The 16,720-nt window shown below is 33.2% G+C and carries 14 protein-coding genes; 12 read left to right on the top strand and 2 right to left on the bottom strand.

Annotated features, from left to right (window positions below; genetic code table 11):
- The first annotated feature begins 140 nt into the window (after window positions 1-140).
- From nagB to BM289_RS05190, 7 genes are all read left to right on the top strand, one after another.
- On the top strand, window positions 141-2,069 hold the full coding sequence (gene nagB, locus BM289_RS05220; protein ID WP_091491406.1) for a glucosamine-6-phosphate deaminase: 1,929 nt from the start codon (window positions 141-143) through the stop codon (window positions 2,067-2,069).
- Window positions 2,070-2,383: 314 nt separating this feature from the next.
- Window positions 2,384-2,614 carry a DUF3820 family protein gene (locus tag BM289_RS05215; RefSeq protein ID WP_008462478.1) on the top strand — a complete coding sequence of 77 codons (231 nt, stop codon included), beginning with the start codon at window positions 2,384-2,386 and terminating at the stop codon, window positions 2,612-2,614.
- A 222-nt stretch (window positions 2,615-2,836) separates the two neighbouring features.
- Window positions 2,837-4,450 (top strand): CTP synthase, encoded by a 1,614-nt coding sequence (locus tag BM289_RS05210; protein ID WP_091491404.1) that lies wholly within the window; start codon window positions 2,837-2,839, stop codon window positions 4,448-4,450.
- A gap of 77 nt (window positions 4,451-4,527) precedes the next feature.
- Window positions 4,528-6,447 carry a membrane protein insertase YidC gene (gene yidC / locus BM289_RS05205; protein ID WP_091491402.1) on the top strand — a complete coding sequence of 640 codons (1,920 nt, stop codon included), beginning with the start codon at window positions 4,528-4,530 and terminating at the stop codon, window positions 6,445-6,447.
- A gap of 90 nt (window positions 6,448-6,537) precedes the next feature.
- Window positions 6,538-7,263, top strand: a complete 726-nt coding sequence (locus BM289_RS05200; RefSeq protein ID WP_091491400.1) for a toxin-antitoxin system YwqK family antitoxin — start codon at window positions 6,538-6,540, stop codon at window positions 7,261-7,263.
- Window positions 7,264-7,394: 131 nt separating this feature from the next.
- A complete protein-coding gene (locus BM289_RS05195; protein ID WP_091491398.1) occupies window positions 7,395-8,447 on the top strand; it encodes a tetratricopeptide repeat protein in 1,053 nt (350 codons plus the stop codon).
- A gap of 38 nt (window positions 8,448-8,485) precedes the next feature.
- Complete coding sequence (locus BM289_RS05190; protein ID WP_091491396.1) at window positions 8,486-9,043, top strand: DUF4956 domain-containing protein; 558 nt, start codon at window positions 8,486-8,488, stop codon at window positions 9,041-9,043.
- Here BM289_RS05190 and BM289_RS05185 read toward each other — a convergent pair.
- A complete protein-coding gene (locus tag BM289_RS05185; protein ID WP_091491394.1) occupies window positions 9,040-10,917 on the bottom strand; it encodes a PEP/pyruvate-binding domain-containing protein in 1,878 nt (625 codons plus the stop codon). The genes BM289_RS05190 and BM289_RS05185 overlap by 4 nt on opposite strands.
- A 143-nt stretch (window positions 10,918-11,060) precedes the next feature.
- Between BM289_RS05185 and mnmA the strand changes: the two genes are divergently transcribed.
- The 4 genes from mnmA to BM289_RS05165 are packed head-to-tail and all read left to right on the top strand — an operon-like array spanning window position 11,061 to window position 15,280.
- A complete protein-coding gene (gene mnmA, locus BM289_RS05180; RefSeq protein ID WP_091491392.1) occupies window positions 11,061-12,248 on the top strand; it encodes a tRNA 2-thiouridine(34) synthase MnmA in 1,188 nt (395 codons plus the stop codon).
- A gap of 41 nt (window positions 12,249-12,289) precedes the next feature.
- Window positions 12,290-13,897, top strand: a complete 1,608-nt coding sequence (locus BM289_RS05175) for a S8 family serine peptidase (protein WP_091491390.1) — start codon at window positions 12,290-12,292, stop codon at window positions 13,895-13,897.
- A gap of 8 nt (window positions 13,898-13,905) precedes the next feature.
- Complete coding sequence (locus BM289_RS05170; protein WP_091491388.1) at window positions 13,906-14,850, top strand: NAD(P)H-dependent flavin oxidoreductase; 945 nt, start codon at window positions 13,906-13,908, stop codon at window positions 14,848-14,850.
- Window positions 14,851-14,869: 19 nt separating this feature from the next.
- Window positions 14,870-15,280: a hypothetical protein gene (locus BM289_RS05165; protein WP_091491387.1), complete on the top strand. Its 411-nt coding sequence runs from the start codon at window positions 14,870-14,872 to the stop codon at window positions 15,278-15,280.
- Window positions 15,281-15,439: 159 nt separating this feature from the next.
- On the opposite strand, the gene BM289_RS05160 is transcribed toward BM289_RS05165, so the two are convergent.
- On the bottom strand, window positions 15,440-15,880 hold the full coding sequence (locus tag BM289_RS05160; protein ID WP_091491385.1) for a DUF4268 domain-containing protein: 441 nt from the start codon (window positions 15,878-15,880) through the stop codon (window positions 15,440-15,442).
- Between the two features lie 92 nt (window positions 15,881-15,972).
- Here BM289_RS05160 and BM289_RS05155 point away from each other — a divergent pair, with 92 nt between their 5' ends.
- A complete protein-coding gene (locus tag BM289_RS05155; RefSeq protein ID WP_091491384.1) occupies window positions 15,973-16,623 on the top strand; it encodes an NUDIX hydrolase in 651 nt (216 codons plus the stop codon).
- Window positions 16,624-16,720 lie beyond the last annotated feature (97 nt).

The following is a 16,720-nucleotide window of genomic DNA, read 5'->3' as shown; positions in this document are numbered from 1 at the left end:
ATTTTATTTTTCTGATGCAATAAAAATGCAGATATTTGCAAAAAAAATGCAAATACTTGCAAAAAAAGGATTGCTGTTTTTTTTTAGGTTTTAATATCGAAGTTGAAGGAATTCAGAAAATAAATTAAAAAAAATATACCATGTTAAAAAGTAAAATCGACAAAGCAACAGGTTTCGAAAAACGATTCGAAAACATAAACACAGTTGTTTTTGAAAACTCAACAGAAGCTTCAAAAGAAGTAGCGCAGGAAATTGCAGCTTTAATCAAAGAAAAACAAAAAGAAGGAAAACCTTGTATTTTAGGTTTGGCAACAGGCTCTTCTCCAAAAGGATTATATGCTGAATTAGTACGCCTTCACAAAGAAGAAGGTTTGAGTTTCAAAAACGTAATCAGTTTTAACTTGGATGAATATTATCCAATGGAACCGAATTCAATCAACAGTTATGTTCGTTTCATGAAGGAACTTTTGTTTGATCATGTCGATATTTTACCTGAAAACGCTCACGTTCCAGACGGACTTTTGACAAAAGAGCAAATTGCAGATTATTGCCACGAATATGAAGCTAAAATTGAAGCTTTAGGCGGAATCGATCTTCAGATTCTTGGAATTGGAGGAAACGGACATATTGGTTTTAACGAATCAGGTTCGCTTCAAAACTCTAAAACTCGTTTAGTGGCTTTGGATCATATTACAAGAGTTGCGGCAAGTAAAGATTTCTTTGGTTTGAATAATACGCCAAGAACGGCTATTACACTTGGAGTTAAAAAAATCATGGAAGCAAAAAGAGTAATCTTATTAGCTTGGGGTGAAGGAAAAGCAAATATTGTAAAAAAATCTGTTGAAGATGAAGTTACAAACCGAGTTCCTGCATCTTTCTTGCAAGAGCACAACAATGCGGTTTTTGTTTTGGATAAAGAAGCTTCTTCAAAACTAACGAGAATCAACAAGCCTTGGTTGGTTGAGAAAATCGTTTGGACAGATAAATTAACTCGTAAAGCGGTTTTAGGATTAGCATTAGATCTGAAAAAACCAATTTTAATGCTTACAGATGCTGATTATATCGAAAACGGTATGAGCGATTTGTTAGCAGATTCAGGTCCAGCTTACGATACTAATATTAAGATTTTTAATAAATTACAAAATACAATTACAGGTTGGCCGGGTGGAAAACCAAATTCAGATGATACACATCGTCCTGAAAGAGCGGAACCAGCTAAAAAACGTGTATTAATCTTCAGCCCACATCCAGATGATGATATTATTAGTATGGGAGGAACTTTCATGCGTTTGCAAGAGCAGGGACATGAAGTACACGTGGCTTACCAGACTTCTGGAAACATTGCAGTTGCTGATGATGAAGCGCTTCGTTTTGCAAGATTCGTAATTGATTACAACGAGAAATTCGGAATCAAAAGCGAAGAAGCAGATAACATCTACAAAAAAGCTGAAGCATTTTTACAGAACAAAAAGAACAGCGAAATTGACATTCCTGAAGTTCGTTACATTAAAGGTTTAATCAGAAAAGGAGAGGCGAGAGCTACAAGTTATTTTGTGGGGCTTCCGGATTCTCAGATTCATTTTATGGAATTGCCTTTCTATGAAACAGGAACAATCGAGAAAAAACCAATTGGACCAGAAGACATTCAGTTGACTGTTGATTTAATTGAAAAAATTAAACCACATCAAATTTATGCGGCTGGAGATTTAGCAGATCCACACGGAACACACAAAGTTTGTTTGGATGCTATTTTTGAAGCAGTAAAAGTTTTAAAACCAAAAGAATTCATGAACGACTGTTGGTTATGGTTATATCGTGGAGCTTGGCAGGAATGGGGAATTGATGAAGTTGAAATGGCGGTTCCAATGAGCCCTGATCAGGTTTTAGCAAAACGTCACGGAATCTTCAAACACCAGTCTCAAAAAGATGGAGTGGTTTTCCAAGGAACAGACGCAAGAGAGTTCTGGCAGAGAGCAGAAGACAGAAACCGTGAAACAGCAGAATTGTACCACCAATTAGGTTTGGCAACTTATGCTGCGATGGAAGCTTTCGTGAGATGGCATTATTAAGAGTATCAGTTTTCAGTGTCAGTTTTCAGTTTTTAACTGTGGTTGAAATCTGCAACTGAAAACTTTAAAAATATTTTTGAAGCAGGGAAAGAGAATTAAAATAGGTTCTTTTTTCTTGCTTCTTTTTTTAAGATGCTGAGGTTCTAGGTTTTTCAGCCTATGTATGTGTTTTTGTTGTAAACTGTAAACTGTGACTGAGACTGAAAACTATTTTTTAATCTGTGGCAAAAGAAAAATAAGTAATAGCTTTGCATAGCGAAGCAAGTACAGAAGTCTGTTTTCTGTTTTCTATTCTCTTTCCTCTCAAAAAAAAAATGGATCAAGACAAAAAACAACTCATAAAATTAGCCCACACCAAAATGCCTTTCGGGAAATATGAAGGAAAATATTTAATTGATTTGCCTGAGTATTATGTGGTTTGGTATCATAATAAAGGTTTTCCAAAAGGAGAGCTTGGACAGCAATTACAATTAATTTATGAGTTGAAATTGAATGGTTTGGAGGAATTGATTCGTAACATTAAGAAGCAATATCCGAAGCCTTAAAAGCAGATTTTTAATTGTTTAAGTTTATCGATCATTAGCTGCGAATTTTTATTCAAAAATCCAAAATCCTTTCATTTTCTAAAGCCAGAACTTCAAACGTGCATTTAAATTGAAAGAAGTCTAAAAAATTAAAAATTATCTCATTCTCGAATTGATAAATTGTCTAATTAAATTTGTACTTTTGCCAAGTTTTTTACACAACTACTTACAAACAACAACAGAATGAATCAAACAAAATATATTTTTGTTACAGGAGGTGTGACCTCTTCATTAGGAAAAGGGATTATCGCGGCATCTTTGGCAAAATTGTTACAAGGAAGAGGATACCGTACAACTATTCAGAAATTTGATCCATACATTAACGTTGACCCAGGAACTTTAAATCCTTATGAGCACGGAGAATGTTACGTAACAGATGATGGAGCTGAAACTGACTTAGACTTAGGACACTACGAGCGTTTCTTGAACGTTCCTACATCTCAGGCTAATAACGTTACTACAGGAAGAGTTTATCTTTCGGTTATTGAAAAAGAAAGAAGAGGAGAATTTTTAGGAAAAACAGTTCAGGTTGTTCCTCATATCACAAACGAAATCAAAGACAGAATGCAATTGCTAGGGAAATCTGGCGATTATGATATTGTTATTACTGAAATTGGTGGAACTGTTGGTGATATCGAATCTCTACCTTATATAGAATCTGTTCGTCAATTGGTTTGGGAATTAGGTGAAAACAACGGAATTGTGATTCACTTGACATTGGTTCCTTATTTGGCTGCTGCTGGTGAATTAAAAACAAAACCTACTCAGCACTCTGTTAAGACTTTAATGGAAAGCGGTATTAAAGCCGATATTTTGGTTTGTAGAACAGAGCACGAATTGTCCCAGGAATTACGCCAAAAATTAGCTTTATTCTGTAATGTGAAGAAAGAAGCCGTTATTCAGTCAATCGATGCTTCTACAATATATGAAGTTCCGAATTTAATGCTGGAAGAAGGATTAGATGTTGTGGCTTTAAAGAAATTAGATTTACCTAAAAAAGCATCTCCAGACCTTAAAAACTGGAACACTTTCTTGAAAAGATTAAAAAGCCCAAAACAAACTGTAAACATTGGTTTGGTTGGTAAATATGTAGAAATGCAGGATTGTTACAAATCTATTTTAGAGGCATTCATTCATGCTGGTGCTGCAAACGAAACTAAAGTAAACGTAATTTCAATTCATTCAGAGCATATTAATGCTGAGAATGTAGAAGAGAAATTAGGAACTCTTGATGGAGTTTTAGTTGCTCCAGGTTTTGGTGAAAGAGGTATTGAAGGAAAAATTGAAGCAGTTCGTTACGTTCGTGAAAACAATATTCCTTTCTTCGGAATTTGTTTAGGAATGCAGATGTCTGTTATTGAATATTCCAGAAATATTTTAGGTTATAAAGAAGCAAATTCTACAGAGATGAACGATAAAACGCCTCATCCGGTTGTGAATTTAATGGAAGAGCAGAAAAATGTAACCGATAAAGGAGGAACAATGCGTTTAGGTGCTTGGAAATGTGATATTAAACCAGACACTTTAGCATACAAAATTTACGGAGAAAAAACCATTTCGGAGCGTCACCGCCACCGTTATGAGTACAACAATAAATATGCAGATGAACTGCAAAAAGCGGGTTTAAAAGCTTCTGGTGTTAATCCTGATACAGGTTTAGTGGAGATTGTAGAATTAGAAAATCACCCATTCTTTATTGGAGTACAATATCACCCAGAATACAAAAGTACAGTTGCCAATCCGCACCCTATTTTCGTAAACTTTGTAGCTGCGGCAGTAAATGCGCATAAAAAATAATAATTCATTCTAAGAGGTGTAACTTTTAAATTAAACTAATTACTAATATCCTCAAACGAATAACTTTTTTAAAAATAATGGAAGAAAAAAAATTAGACCTCAATTCGATCATTGGTTTTGTATTGATATTCGGAATCTTGATTTGGATTTTTTATCAAAATCAACCTTCTGAGAAAGAAATTGCTGCTGAAAAAGCCAAGAAAGAATTAGTAGCTAAACAAGAAGCACAAGCAAAAGCAGACAAAGCTAAAGTAGCGGCATTACCTGTTGCGGCAACGCCAGGAGATACAGCTCAATTGGCTCAATTGCAAAAAACTTTAGGAGGATTTGCTTATTCTGCAACACTTCCTTCTGCTAAAGAGACTTTTACAACAATCGAAAACGAGAAGCTTAAGCTTAAAATCGCTAATAAAGGTGGTTACATTGTTGAAGCGACTTTAAAAGAATTTGAAAAATTTAAAAAAGGTTCTGGTCAGTTAGTTGAATTAATTAAAAACAATAACTCAAACTTAAATTTACAGCTTCTTACTACAGATAATAGAACATTAAATTCTAAAGATTTGTATTTTGAACCAACATTAGAAAAAATTGGTGCAGACCAAGTTTTATCTATGCGTTTAAAAGCTGGAGCAAATGAGTTTTTGGAGTATAAATATATCTTGAAGCCAAATGATTACTTAGTTGGTTTTGATATTCGTTCTCAAGGTTTAAATAAAGTTTTAAATTCTGCTAAACCATTAAATTTAGAATGGGATTTAAAAACATACAGAAACGAGAAAAGTGTTTCTTACGAAAATCGTTTTGCTCAAATTGATTACAAATACAACGAGTCAAAATACAATAATGTAAGTCAGCACGGACAAGGAAAAGAAGAAACTCCTACTAAAGTTAGTTTTGTAGCTTTTAAACAGCATTTCTTTGCCACAATTTTATCTACAGAAAAACCATTTGAAACATCAAAATTACAGTCTGATGATTTAGTTAAAGATGAAAAAATCGATACTGTTTTTACTAAACAGTTTAGAGCCAATTTGCCTTTAGCGTTTACAAACGGAGAGATCGATTACAAAATGAATTTGTATATGGGTCCTGTAGATTACAAAACATTAAAAGCTTACGATAAAAATTTTGATAAAATCATTCCGTTAGGATGGGGAATTTTTGGATGGATTAACAAATTTATCTTTATTCCATTATTTGGTTTCTTAAGTTCAACTATTGGATTATCATTAGGAATTGCTATTATCATTTTTACTATAATTATCAAATTGGCCATGTCGCCAATTACATATAAATCATTCTTGTCTCAGGCTAAAATGAAAGTTTTAAGACCTGACATTGCAGAGTTGGGAGAAAAATTCAAAAAAGACCCAATGAAGAAACAACAGGAAACAATGAAACTGTACAACAAAGCAGGAGTAAACCCAATGGCAGGATGTATCCCAGCGTTGATTCAGCTTCCTTTTATGTATGCATCATTCCAGTTTTTCCCTGCTGCATTTGAATTAAGACAAAAAAGTTTCCTTTGGGCTGACGATTTGTCCTCTTTTGACTCGGTTGTGAAATTACCATTCAACATTCCATTGTACGGAGATCACATCAGTTTGTTCCCAATTTTGGCAGCAATTGCAATTTTCTTCTACATGAAAATGACTTCAGGAGATCAGCAAATGGCAGCGCCTCAGCAAGAAGGTATGCCAGATATGGCAAAAATGATGAAAATCATGATTTATGTTTCGCCATTAATGATGTTAATTTTCTTCAACAGTTACGGTGCTGGTTTGAGTTTGTATAACTTTATTTCGAACTTAATTACAATCGGAATTATGTTTGTTATCAAGAATTATATTGTAGACAGTGAAAAAATTCACGCTCAGATTCAAGAAAACAAACAAAGAGAGCCAAAGAAACCAAGTAAGTTCCAGCAACGTCTTCAAGAAGTAATGGAACAGCAGGAAGCTGCAAAAGCTCAGGCTCAGAACAAGAAAAAGAAATAATTCTAAACAAAAAAAATCTCGATTTATCGGGATTTTTTTTTGCCAATATAATTTATAATTCAGATTTTCGTTAAGCTTAAAAAATATACTATGATCTCTAAAAAAATCATTCTTGGATTACTATTTCTAAATGCATTGGTTTTAAATGCACAGACAGAAATTAATAAAGTTGATGCTGCAGGAAAAAAAGACGGACTTTGGAAAGGTACTTATACTGAATCTAAGCGTCCGCGTTATGAAGGAACTTTTAATCACGGAAAAGAGACCGGTCTTTTTAAATTTTTTGATGATACTAAAAAAGGAGATGTAATCGCAACAAGAGATTTTAGTGCCAATGATGGCAGTTCGTATACTATTTTCTATGATCAGAATAAAAATATAGTGAGCGAAGGAAAAGAAATTGGGAAATCTCGTGAAGGAGAATGGAAATATTATCATAAAGCTTCAAAGGTTTTAATGACTTCTGAAAATTATAAAAACGGAAAGCTGGAAGGCTTGAAAACTATTTATTATCCTAATGCAAAAGTGGCAGAAGAGATGATGTATAAAAATGGTTTGAAAGAAGGTGCTTATAAAAAAATAGGACAGGACGGAACACTTTTAGAAGAATCTACTTTTAAAAATAATGAATATAATGGAGATGCTGTTTTTTATGAATCAGATGCTTCAGTGGCATCGAAAGGGAAGTTTGTAAACGGTAAAAAAGCAGGAATCTGGCAGTTTTATCAAAAAGGGAAATTGATAAAGGAAGTAAATATGAGTGACCCTAAAAATACTAATAAAGCTTCTGAGAAAGGGCCGGCTCCTAAAAAATAATAGATGTAATAATTCTAGCGAAAGGACTTAAAATTTTTTTTAAGTCCTTTTTTTTGTGTTATCGTTTTTTTTCTTGATTTCGTTTTTATGTAAGTAAAATATAGTAAGTTTATAATCTAAATCAAACCTATATGAAAGTTAAAAGTCTACTATTTTTGTTCTTAATGTTTACGGGTATTTATGCACAAAATAAAGATGAAGCAGATAAACTTGTAGAATCTGGTATAGTTCTTCATGATAAAGGTGATTATGAAGGAGCAATTAAAAATTATGATAAAGCATTAGAACTAGATAAAGACAATTTGTTTGCTTTAATTGAAAAATCTTTAACATTGAATTCTTTAAACAAATTTGATGAAGTTATAGCTATTTCAAAACATGCTATTGTAACTCATCCTGAAAGCGGACTTCAGAATGTTTACGTTAATTATGCTAATGCGTTAGATCATTTAAAGAAAAATGAAGAAGCCTTAAAAATATACGAAGAAGGAATTCAGAGATTTCCAAATTATTATCAATTGTATTTTAATAAGGGGATTTGTTATGCGAATTCTAATAAAAGTTCAGAAGCTCTTTCCTGCTTTCAAAAATCTTTGAGTATAAATCCAAAACATTCTGGTTCATTAAATGCTATCGGGATATTAGAGACAAATTCTAATAGAATTCCTGCTGTTATGGCATTTTCAAGATTTTTAATTGTTGAACCGCAAACAAGCAGATCAAAGAAGAACTTTGAAAATTTAAAAAGCTTAATGATGAAAGGCGTGACTCAAACAGGTGAGAAAGCAGTAACAATTAATATCGATGCATCAACACTTCCAGATTCTACAGGGGTTAAAAAAGAAAATGATTTTTCTTCGGCAGATTTGATACTTTCTATGAGTGCAGGTTTAGACTTTGATAAAAAGAATGTAAAAAAAACAGATGCAGAGAATTTTATACGAAAATTTGAGGTTATTTGTGCCTCATTAGAAGAGACAAAGAATGATAATACAGGATTTTATTGGAACTTTTTAGCGCCATATTTCATCGAGATGAAAAATAAAAAGCTCATTGAGCCTTTTGCGTATATCGCATATGTGGATTCAGGCGAGGAAGATGTTGCTAAATGGCATAAAAAGAATCAAGATAAATTAGATAAATTTTACGAGTGGTCCAAAAACTATAAATGGAGTACTAATTAGTAATTTTTTTACATTTGACTAACAAATTAATCTGACCAATGGATTTAAACGAACTTTTAGGAAGGTTTTTGCTTTTGTTTTTTTCGATTTTGGTTTTGTATTTTTTCTCAAACAGAAAAGATAATGCAACCATAAATCCATTGATGGTTATTGTTGGACTTTGTACTTTTTCGCTTTGTTATTTGTTTACCAAAATTGAAATTGGAGTAGGAATTGGGTTTGGATTATTTGCTATTTTTTCGATACTTCGTTTTAGAACACAATCTTTTACAGTAAATGCCATAATCTTTCTTTTTGCTACAATAACCTTGTCTATTTTGGATATTATGTATCCATTTGAAAAGATTGAATTATTGCTGTTTTTTCAATTGATCATAATCGGTTTTTATGTTTTAGCGTCGATTATTGTCAATAAGAAAGCTTCTAAATACCTTAATTCTGTTGATGTGAAAATTTCGCTTGACGAGAACTTTTCTTTAAATTCAGAATATATTCGGAAAACAATTCAGCAGCAAATTAAAATTGAAGAATTTGATTTTAGAATTGTCTTAATTAATACGGCGACGAACGAAATAGATTTATTAGTTTTCTATTAATCATTAAAAGGGCGAACTTGTTTAATATATAAATCTCTCTTTTCGCCAACGATTTTAAATTCAATATCAACAGGATGAAACTGGTTTTTACGCCAATAACGATACATTTTTTCTTCGATTTTTCTACTGACATTAAAAATGTTGCTCATTTCTTTTTTGCTCAATAAAGGCTCGTTGTTATTTAAATTTGAATTGGAAGTATAATCAACATCAAAGTCGGTTTCATCTTTTCCGTCATTGAAATGATAAGCGACAAATTGTTCACAGATTTCACCTTTTTGTGGCTTTACAACAGAATTCTCTCCCTTTTGAACATTTACGGTAATTCCTGGGAAGTTTTCTCTAAAAAGGTTTTTAGTAATGATGACACCATTTGCCAATTCATCAGGAAAAGAGCGATGCACCAAAACACCCATGGCTATATTTTGCTGATCGATGCCAAATAATTCTCTTTCGTTGTATGAAGCTTCGTTCCAAACACTTGCCCAAACTTGCTTGATTGCTTTTTCAAAAGTTTTAATAGAATCGCCTAAAATTCCAGTTTTCGAATCGTATAATCCTGCTCCATTAAAATCTTCCAAATCTTCGGCATTGGTTGAAGAGCGAAACCTGAAATTCTTGAATTTGGCATCCTTAAAAGCTAGATTTAATTTTGAAATTAATTCAGGATTAATTGGTTCTTTTTTGATGGCCTCTCTAATTTTTTTCAGTTGCTTATTAATCCAAACTGTAGAATCTTTCTTCGGAAAAGCTAAAAGTTCAGCAATCAATGGAGAAATAGAGCTTTTCTGAATATGCTGTGTATAAAAATAAAAGGGAATGGCATGAGCATTTTCTGGAACTTTAAACGGAATTTCTTTTGAAATTGCAATCAAATAGGCCATATTTTGTGCTTTGGAACCAATGTAGTTTACGCCTTTTTTAGGTATTTGAGATAAATCAACTAATTCGGTTATTGTGTTATCGATTGTTAGTTTTTTCTTTTTACCAGCAGATTTTACTGTGATTTTTTTGGTTGTTTCCTTGATGTAAAAAGTATCGATTGCTATCTTTAATTCCACTTTTTTAGAAAGAAGACTTTTGATATTGTTGTCTTTTTCAATATCGGTATATGCCATAATCGGAATCTTTCTGTTCTTGCCTAAAAGTACCAAATGGCTCAAAGGTGTTTGAAGTTCATTTACAATAATTCCTCTTACATTTGGAAGAATATCTGGTGTTCCATTCAAAACAATGATTTCGTCGGGATTTGGTTTTGTGGTTTCTAATTCTTTAAGGTTGTATTTTTTGAGAATTCCGACATTTGTTCCTCGAACGACTTCTTGATATTTAACCTCTCCAAAAATGTAATCCGATTTCACGCACGGAATTTTAAATTTCTGTTGCTGAAACCATTCCATCATTTGAGGATTGTTCAAGTAGAATTTTAATTTTCCTCCAATGAAAGTAGAATTTTTAACCATATTAAAAAAGCGTTCGATCAATACAATCGGCATATGATCGGAAGCGGCGAGTTCGAAAATCCATTTATCAGTTCCTTTAATATGATTTAGATTTCCAAGAAGAAAATCCCTGTCTTTTTCTGTATTGCTGTAATTTCTATCATTGAAAATGTCTAAATCTGGAGAATAACCCAAATAATTGGTGGCAAAATCAAAATGCAGTAAAATGAGACTGCTATTGAAATAATACATCTTCTGTTTTCTCAGGTCATAAATCACTTTAACCGATTCAATATTGGAGAATTTATCCGATAAAGGTTTGCCTTTAAATACCTTGTAAGCTTCGTAATCTGGAAGAGAAGAGACGAAACGCTGTGCATTTAAAGTGGTTAAGAGAAACAGGAAAAATAAGCTGTAAATGTATTTTTTCATGTCTTTTAAAATAGATGATTAAATGTACTTAAAAAAGTAATAAGTTTTATCTACTGTGGGATTACTTAAACTAATGAAAACCATTGTGAAATTTTCTATTATTTGGCGTACCTTTGCAACCTTAAAAAATTAAACATTTCAAAATGAAACGAGTAGTTGTTGGACTTTCAGGTGGAGTAGATTCTAGTGTTGCGGCTTATTTATTGCAACAGCAAGGATACGAAGTAATTGGCCTTTTTATGAAGAACTGGCATGATGATTCGGTTACTATTTCTAACGAATGTCCTTGGTTGGAAGATAGTAACGATGCTTTGCTTGTTGCTGAAAAACTAGGAATACCGTTTCAGACTGTTGATTTGAGTGAAGAATACAAAGAAAAAATCGTGGACTATATGTTTAACGAATACGAAAAAGGAAGAACTCCAAATCCTGACGTGCTTTGTAACCGCGAAATCAAATTTGATGTGTTTATGAAAATCGCTTTAAGTCTTGGTGCAGATTATGTAGCAACAGGACATTACTGCCAAAAAAGCGAAATCGAAGTGGACGGAAAAACGGTTTATCAATTGATTGCTGGAAATGATGTTAACAAAGATCAATCATACTTTTTGTGCCAATTGTCTCAAGAACAATTATCAAAAGCCTTATTTCCTATTGGAGCTTTAACAAAACCAGAAGTACGAGAAATCGCAGCTGAAATGGAATTGGTTACTGCTGAAAAGAAAGATTCTCAAGGATTGTGTTTTATTGGAAAAGTTCGTCTTCCAGAATTTCTGCAGCAAAAATTACAGACCAAAGAGGGTAAAATTGTTCAAGTAGATAAAAACGATCCAATTTATACTGCTGTAAAATTGGATGATCTTTCTTTGGAAGAAGCACTAAAATTAGAATCTCAAAAATTAGAATATCTTCCAACTATGGGAAAAGTAGTTGGGAAACATCAAGGTGCGCATTATTTTACCGTTGGACAAAGAAAAGGTCTAAACGTAGGAGGAACAACAGATCCTTTGTTTGTAATTGCGACAGATGTTGAAACTAATACTATTTATACTGGTTTATCAAGTCATCACCCTGGATTATTCAAAAAAGCGCTTTTTGTTGGCGAGTCTGAGGTACACTGGATTAGAGAGGATTTGACCTTGAAAGCGGGCGAGAAAATGGAAGTAATGGCTAGAATTCGTTACCGTCAGCCTTTGCAGAAAGCTGTTTTACACCAATTTGAACATGGAATGTATGTGGAGTTTGAAGAACCACAGTCAGCCATTACAGAAGGACAATTTGTTGCTTGGTATTTAGGAAATGAATTAGTTGGTTCGGGAGTAATTTCTTAGCTTTATACTTTATTTGGAAGAAATTCCATAAAAAGTATACTATGAGATATAACTTTACTTTTATTTTAATACTTCTTTCATTTTCTGCATTTGCGCAAGAAGAAGCTTGGGTTTATTTTAAATCTAAACCGAATGCTCAGTTATTCTTTGATAATCCGTTGACAGAACTTTCTCAGAGAGCTTTAGATAGAAGAACAAGCCAAAATATTGCTTTGGATATCACCGATGCACCTTTGGAAACTTCATACGTTAACCAGATTCAGGCAAGTACGGGAATAACCGTTATGGCACAGTCTAAATGGTTGAATGCACTTCATATTCGTGGTTCGCAGGCGAATGTGAACGCTTTAAAAACATTAGCTTTTGTTCAGAAAGTGGAATTTGCAGACAGAACTTTAAATACTACGGGAAAAAAGGTTTCTGAAGCTGTAGTCAATCAGACTAAAAAGCAATCACAGACCGCTGTAGATTATGCTTATGGTAATTCTGCCAATCAAATTCAAATGTTGAACGGACAGGTTTTGCATCAGCAGAATTATACTGGAGAAGGTAAAATTATTGCCGTTTTAGATGCGGGATTTCCAGGTGTAAATACCGCTCAACCATTTGAAAATCTTAGAAATAATAATAAAATTCTAGGAGGCTACGATTATACTACTCGAAATGCTAATTTTTATGCTGGAGGAGATCATGGAACAAAGGTGCTTTCTACAATGGGAGGATACAAGGAGAATGCATTGATAGGAACAGCTCCAAATGCTTCTTATTATCTTTTCATTACAGAAATTGATGCTTTAGAAAATCCTTTAGAAGAATCGCTTTGGGTTGAAGCGGCAGAGAAAGCAGATGCTTTGGGTGTGGATATTATCACAACTTCACTAGGATATTTCCTTTATCGTGATGAAGTTAGATATAATCATACTTACAGCGATATGAACGGAATTACTACTTTTATTTCGCGTGGTGCTGAAACTGCTTTCAGTAAAGGGATTTTGGTTTTAGCTTCGGCAGGAAATGAAGGTACTCAGGTAGAAAAACATATTGGTGCTCCTGCCGATGCTGTTTCTGTTTTAGCAATTGGTTCTGTTACTGCATCCAAGGTCAAAGCGGGCTCGAGTTCAATTGGCCCAAGTTATGATTTCAGAATAAAACCAGAAGTTATGGCACAGGGAGCTTCAGCGGTAGTTTCTGATCCAAATGGAAATATCGGTACAGCAAGTGGCACTTCGTTTTCGTGTCCTATTATGGCGGGAATGGCCGCTTGTTTATGGCAGGCATTTCCAACAAAAACAAATAAAGAAATCAGGCAAATGATTATCGCTTCTGCTGATCGTTATTCAACTCCGGATAATAATTATGGTTACGGAATTCCAAATTTTGGAAAGACTTTAAGTGTTGATGATTTTATAGCCGAAACTGCTTTTTCTGTATATCCAAATCCAGTTAAAAACACTCTTACTTTTTCTTTTTTAAATGAAAGTAATACCGCGTCTGTTACAATTTATTCTGTATTAGGTCAGAAATTGATAGAAGAAAAAATAAATAATTCAAATCCAATTCTTTCGATGCAGTCTCTGCAAAGCGGTCTTTACTTTTATAGTTTTGACGCCGAAAATCTGCATAAAACAGGAAAGATAATCAAGCAATAATTTTCTTAATGAATAAAATTACCCAACTTTTTAATATAAAATATCCAATCATTCAGGGCGGAATGATTTGGAACAGCGGTTATAAATTGGCTTCAGCGGTAAGTAATGCTGGAGGTTTAGGACTCATTGGTGCAGGTTCGATGTATCCTGAAGTTTTAAGAGAACATATTCAGAAATGTAAAAAAGCTACAGATAAACCTTTTGGGGTTAATATCCCGATGTTATATCCTAACATTGAGGAAATCATGAATATTGTGGTAGAAGAAGGCGTTGAAATTGTATTTACTTCTGCTGGAAATCCTAAAACATGGACCTCATTTTTAAAAGAAAAAGGAATTACAGTTGTACATGTTGTCAGCAGTAGTGTTTTTGCTTTAAAAGCGCAGGAAGCAGGTGTTGATGCTGTTGTAGCTGAAGGTTTTGAAGCGGGTGGACACAACGGCCGTGAAGAAACTACTACACTGACCTTGATTCCGATGGTAAAAGAAAAAATTAAAATTCCATTAATTGCTGCCGGAGGAATCGCAACGGGAAGAGGAATGCTGGCCGCAATGATTCTAGGTGCCGATGGAGTTCAGGTTGGAAGCCGCTTTGCCGCTTCTGTAGAATCATCTGCACACAATAATTTTAAAGAAACGATAGTTAATACTCAAGAAGGAGGTACTCAATTGACATTGAAAGAATTAGCTCCTGTTCGGTTGGTGAAAAATAAGTTCTTTCATGATGTTCAGGCTTTGTATGAAAAATGTCCGTCTAAAGAAGATTTAGTACAGCTTTTAGGAAGAGCAAGAGCCAAAAAAGGAATGTTTGAAGGAGATTTGGAAGAAGGGGAATTAGAAATTGGACAAATTTCAGGACTAATTCATGAAATCTTGCCAGTCGAACAAATTGTTAAACAAATGATCGCCGAATTTGAAGTTGCCAGCAAAGAAAAGGCTACATTTGAGTTTTAATTATCTGCAAGAAATATTTATGAATTCTTTACGCACTTATATTGTATTATTGTTTTTAGCTTTCGGATTGCAACAGGTTCAAAGTCAGTCTTATCATTTTAAAACTTCTGGTTTTAGCGTATTACAAAAAAATGAAAGAGGGAAATGGGGAAATTGGTCAGCATTAGAATTGGTAAATCTTTCCGTCGTTTTAGATACTGATAAACATAGAATTGTGGTGTATTCTCAGGAAATTCAGTTATTCAATATTTTAGATTATATTGAAAGAGAAGAAAATGATACTGATATTGTCTATTCTTTTATGTGCAAAGATAATGATGGGAAAGAATGTAAGCTTTCAATTATAACACGTAAAAAACAAGACTTCAGAAAACAGCTTTACATTAACTACGATAATCATATAATAGTTTATAATATTTTTACGGTATAAAAGTTTCTGAGATACTAAGATACTAAGTCGCTAAGCGTTTTTGATTTAAAAATAATAAACCCGACAGGTTTTTAAAACCTTTCGGGTTTGCTATATAAAAAAACTTAGCGACTTAGTATCTTAGTATCTTAGTATCTTAGTATCTCAGAACCTTATCAACTATAAAAAATCAACATCCTTAATAAATTCATCATATTCTAAATAGAACATCTCAAGAGCATGCATGTTTTCGTTGAAAAAATCAAAAATAGTGTCCCAAGTGTTTTTATTGCTAAAACCAACACCTGTTTTTTCAACCCAGATTCGGCTGATGGTTTTACCGCTTTCCAAAGTATAGTTTTTTTCGAAAACTAAATCTTTAATAAACTCTTCTTCAAGAATATTCTTTAAAGCTTCTAGTTTTTCAAAGTAAGCAGTTCGTTTTTCATCGCTTCTATGTTCGATGTCAATAAGAACTTGTGCTTTTTTATTATCCACATAAAATTTGAAAGAGAAGTCTTTTATTTTGGTATCATAAAGAACCCACTTTCTTGGATATTTTTCGGCAAAAGCTACCCAAAATTCTCTTTTAATTCTTTGTGATTCTTCTCTGCTGTACATTTTTTAAGGCTTTAATTTTAGAAAACTTGTGGTACTGCGTTTTCTGGAGTATATTTATGTTTTATTTGAAAGTACAAAAATAAGCTTTGATTATGAATTTTCAAGATTTTTTGAAATATGTTCCCAATATAATTCCAGTTAAACTGCCAGCAGTAGAATCACATTTGAAAATGGCACCCAAAGAACGTATTGAAGGTTTAAAGAATCTTGATATCAACGTATTAAATCCTAGAATGGCGGGTGTAATGATGTTGTTTTATCCCAAACAGGAAAAAACACATTTGGTTTTGATTGTTCGAAATACATACGAAGGCGTTCATTCGGCACAAATTGCTTTTCCAGGAGGTAAGTTTGAGAAAGACGATTTTAATTTTGAAAATACGGCTCTTAGAGAGACTCACGAAGAAGTAGGAATTGAACGAGAGAAAATTGAAATCGTTAAAAACTTTTCCCCCATGTATATTCCGCCAAGTAATTTTCTAGTGCATCCGTTTTTAGGAATTGCAAGAGAAGAACTTTCGTTTTATCCTGATATTAGAGAAGTTGCAGGAATTATAGAACTGCCGTTATCCGTTTTTTTGAATGATGAAATTATTATTGAAGCCAGATTATCAACTTCTTATGGTGCTAATATTTTAGTTCCTGCATTTAACATTCAAAATCATATGGTCTGGGGAGCAACGGCAATGATTTTGAGCGAATTGAGAGATGTGCTAAAATCAACTTTTGAAAAAGAGGCTTAGAAATATTTATTTAACAATTTGATATTCATTTGGATAACTTTAAATCCGAGAAAATGTTTATATGCATTGCTAAAAGAATAAATTTTGTATGTTTGCG

Origin of the sequence: Flavobacterium phragmitis, from assembly GCF_900112575.1 — a bacterium.
Classification (GTDB): domain Bacteria; phylum Bacteroidota; class Bacteroidia; order Flavobacteriales; family Flavobacteriaceae; genus Flavobacterium; species Flavobacterium phragmitis.
The sequence above is the reverse complement of the archived record's forward strand: the minus strand, read 5'-3'. Positions and strand labels throughout refer to the sequence as shown.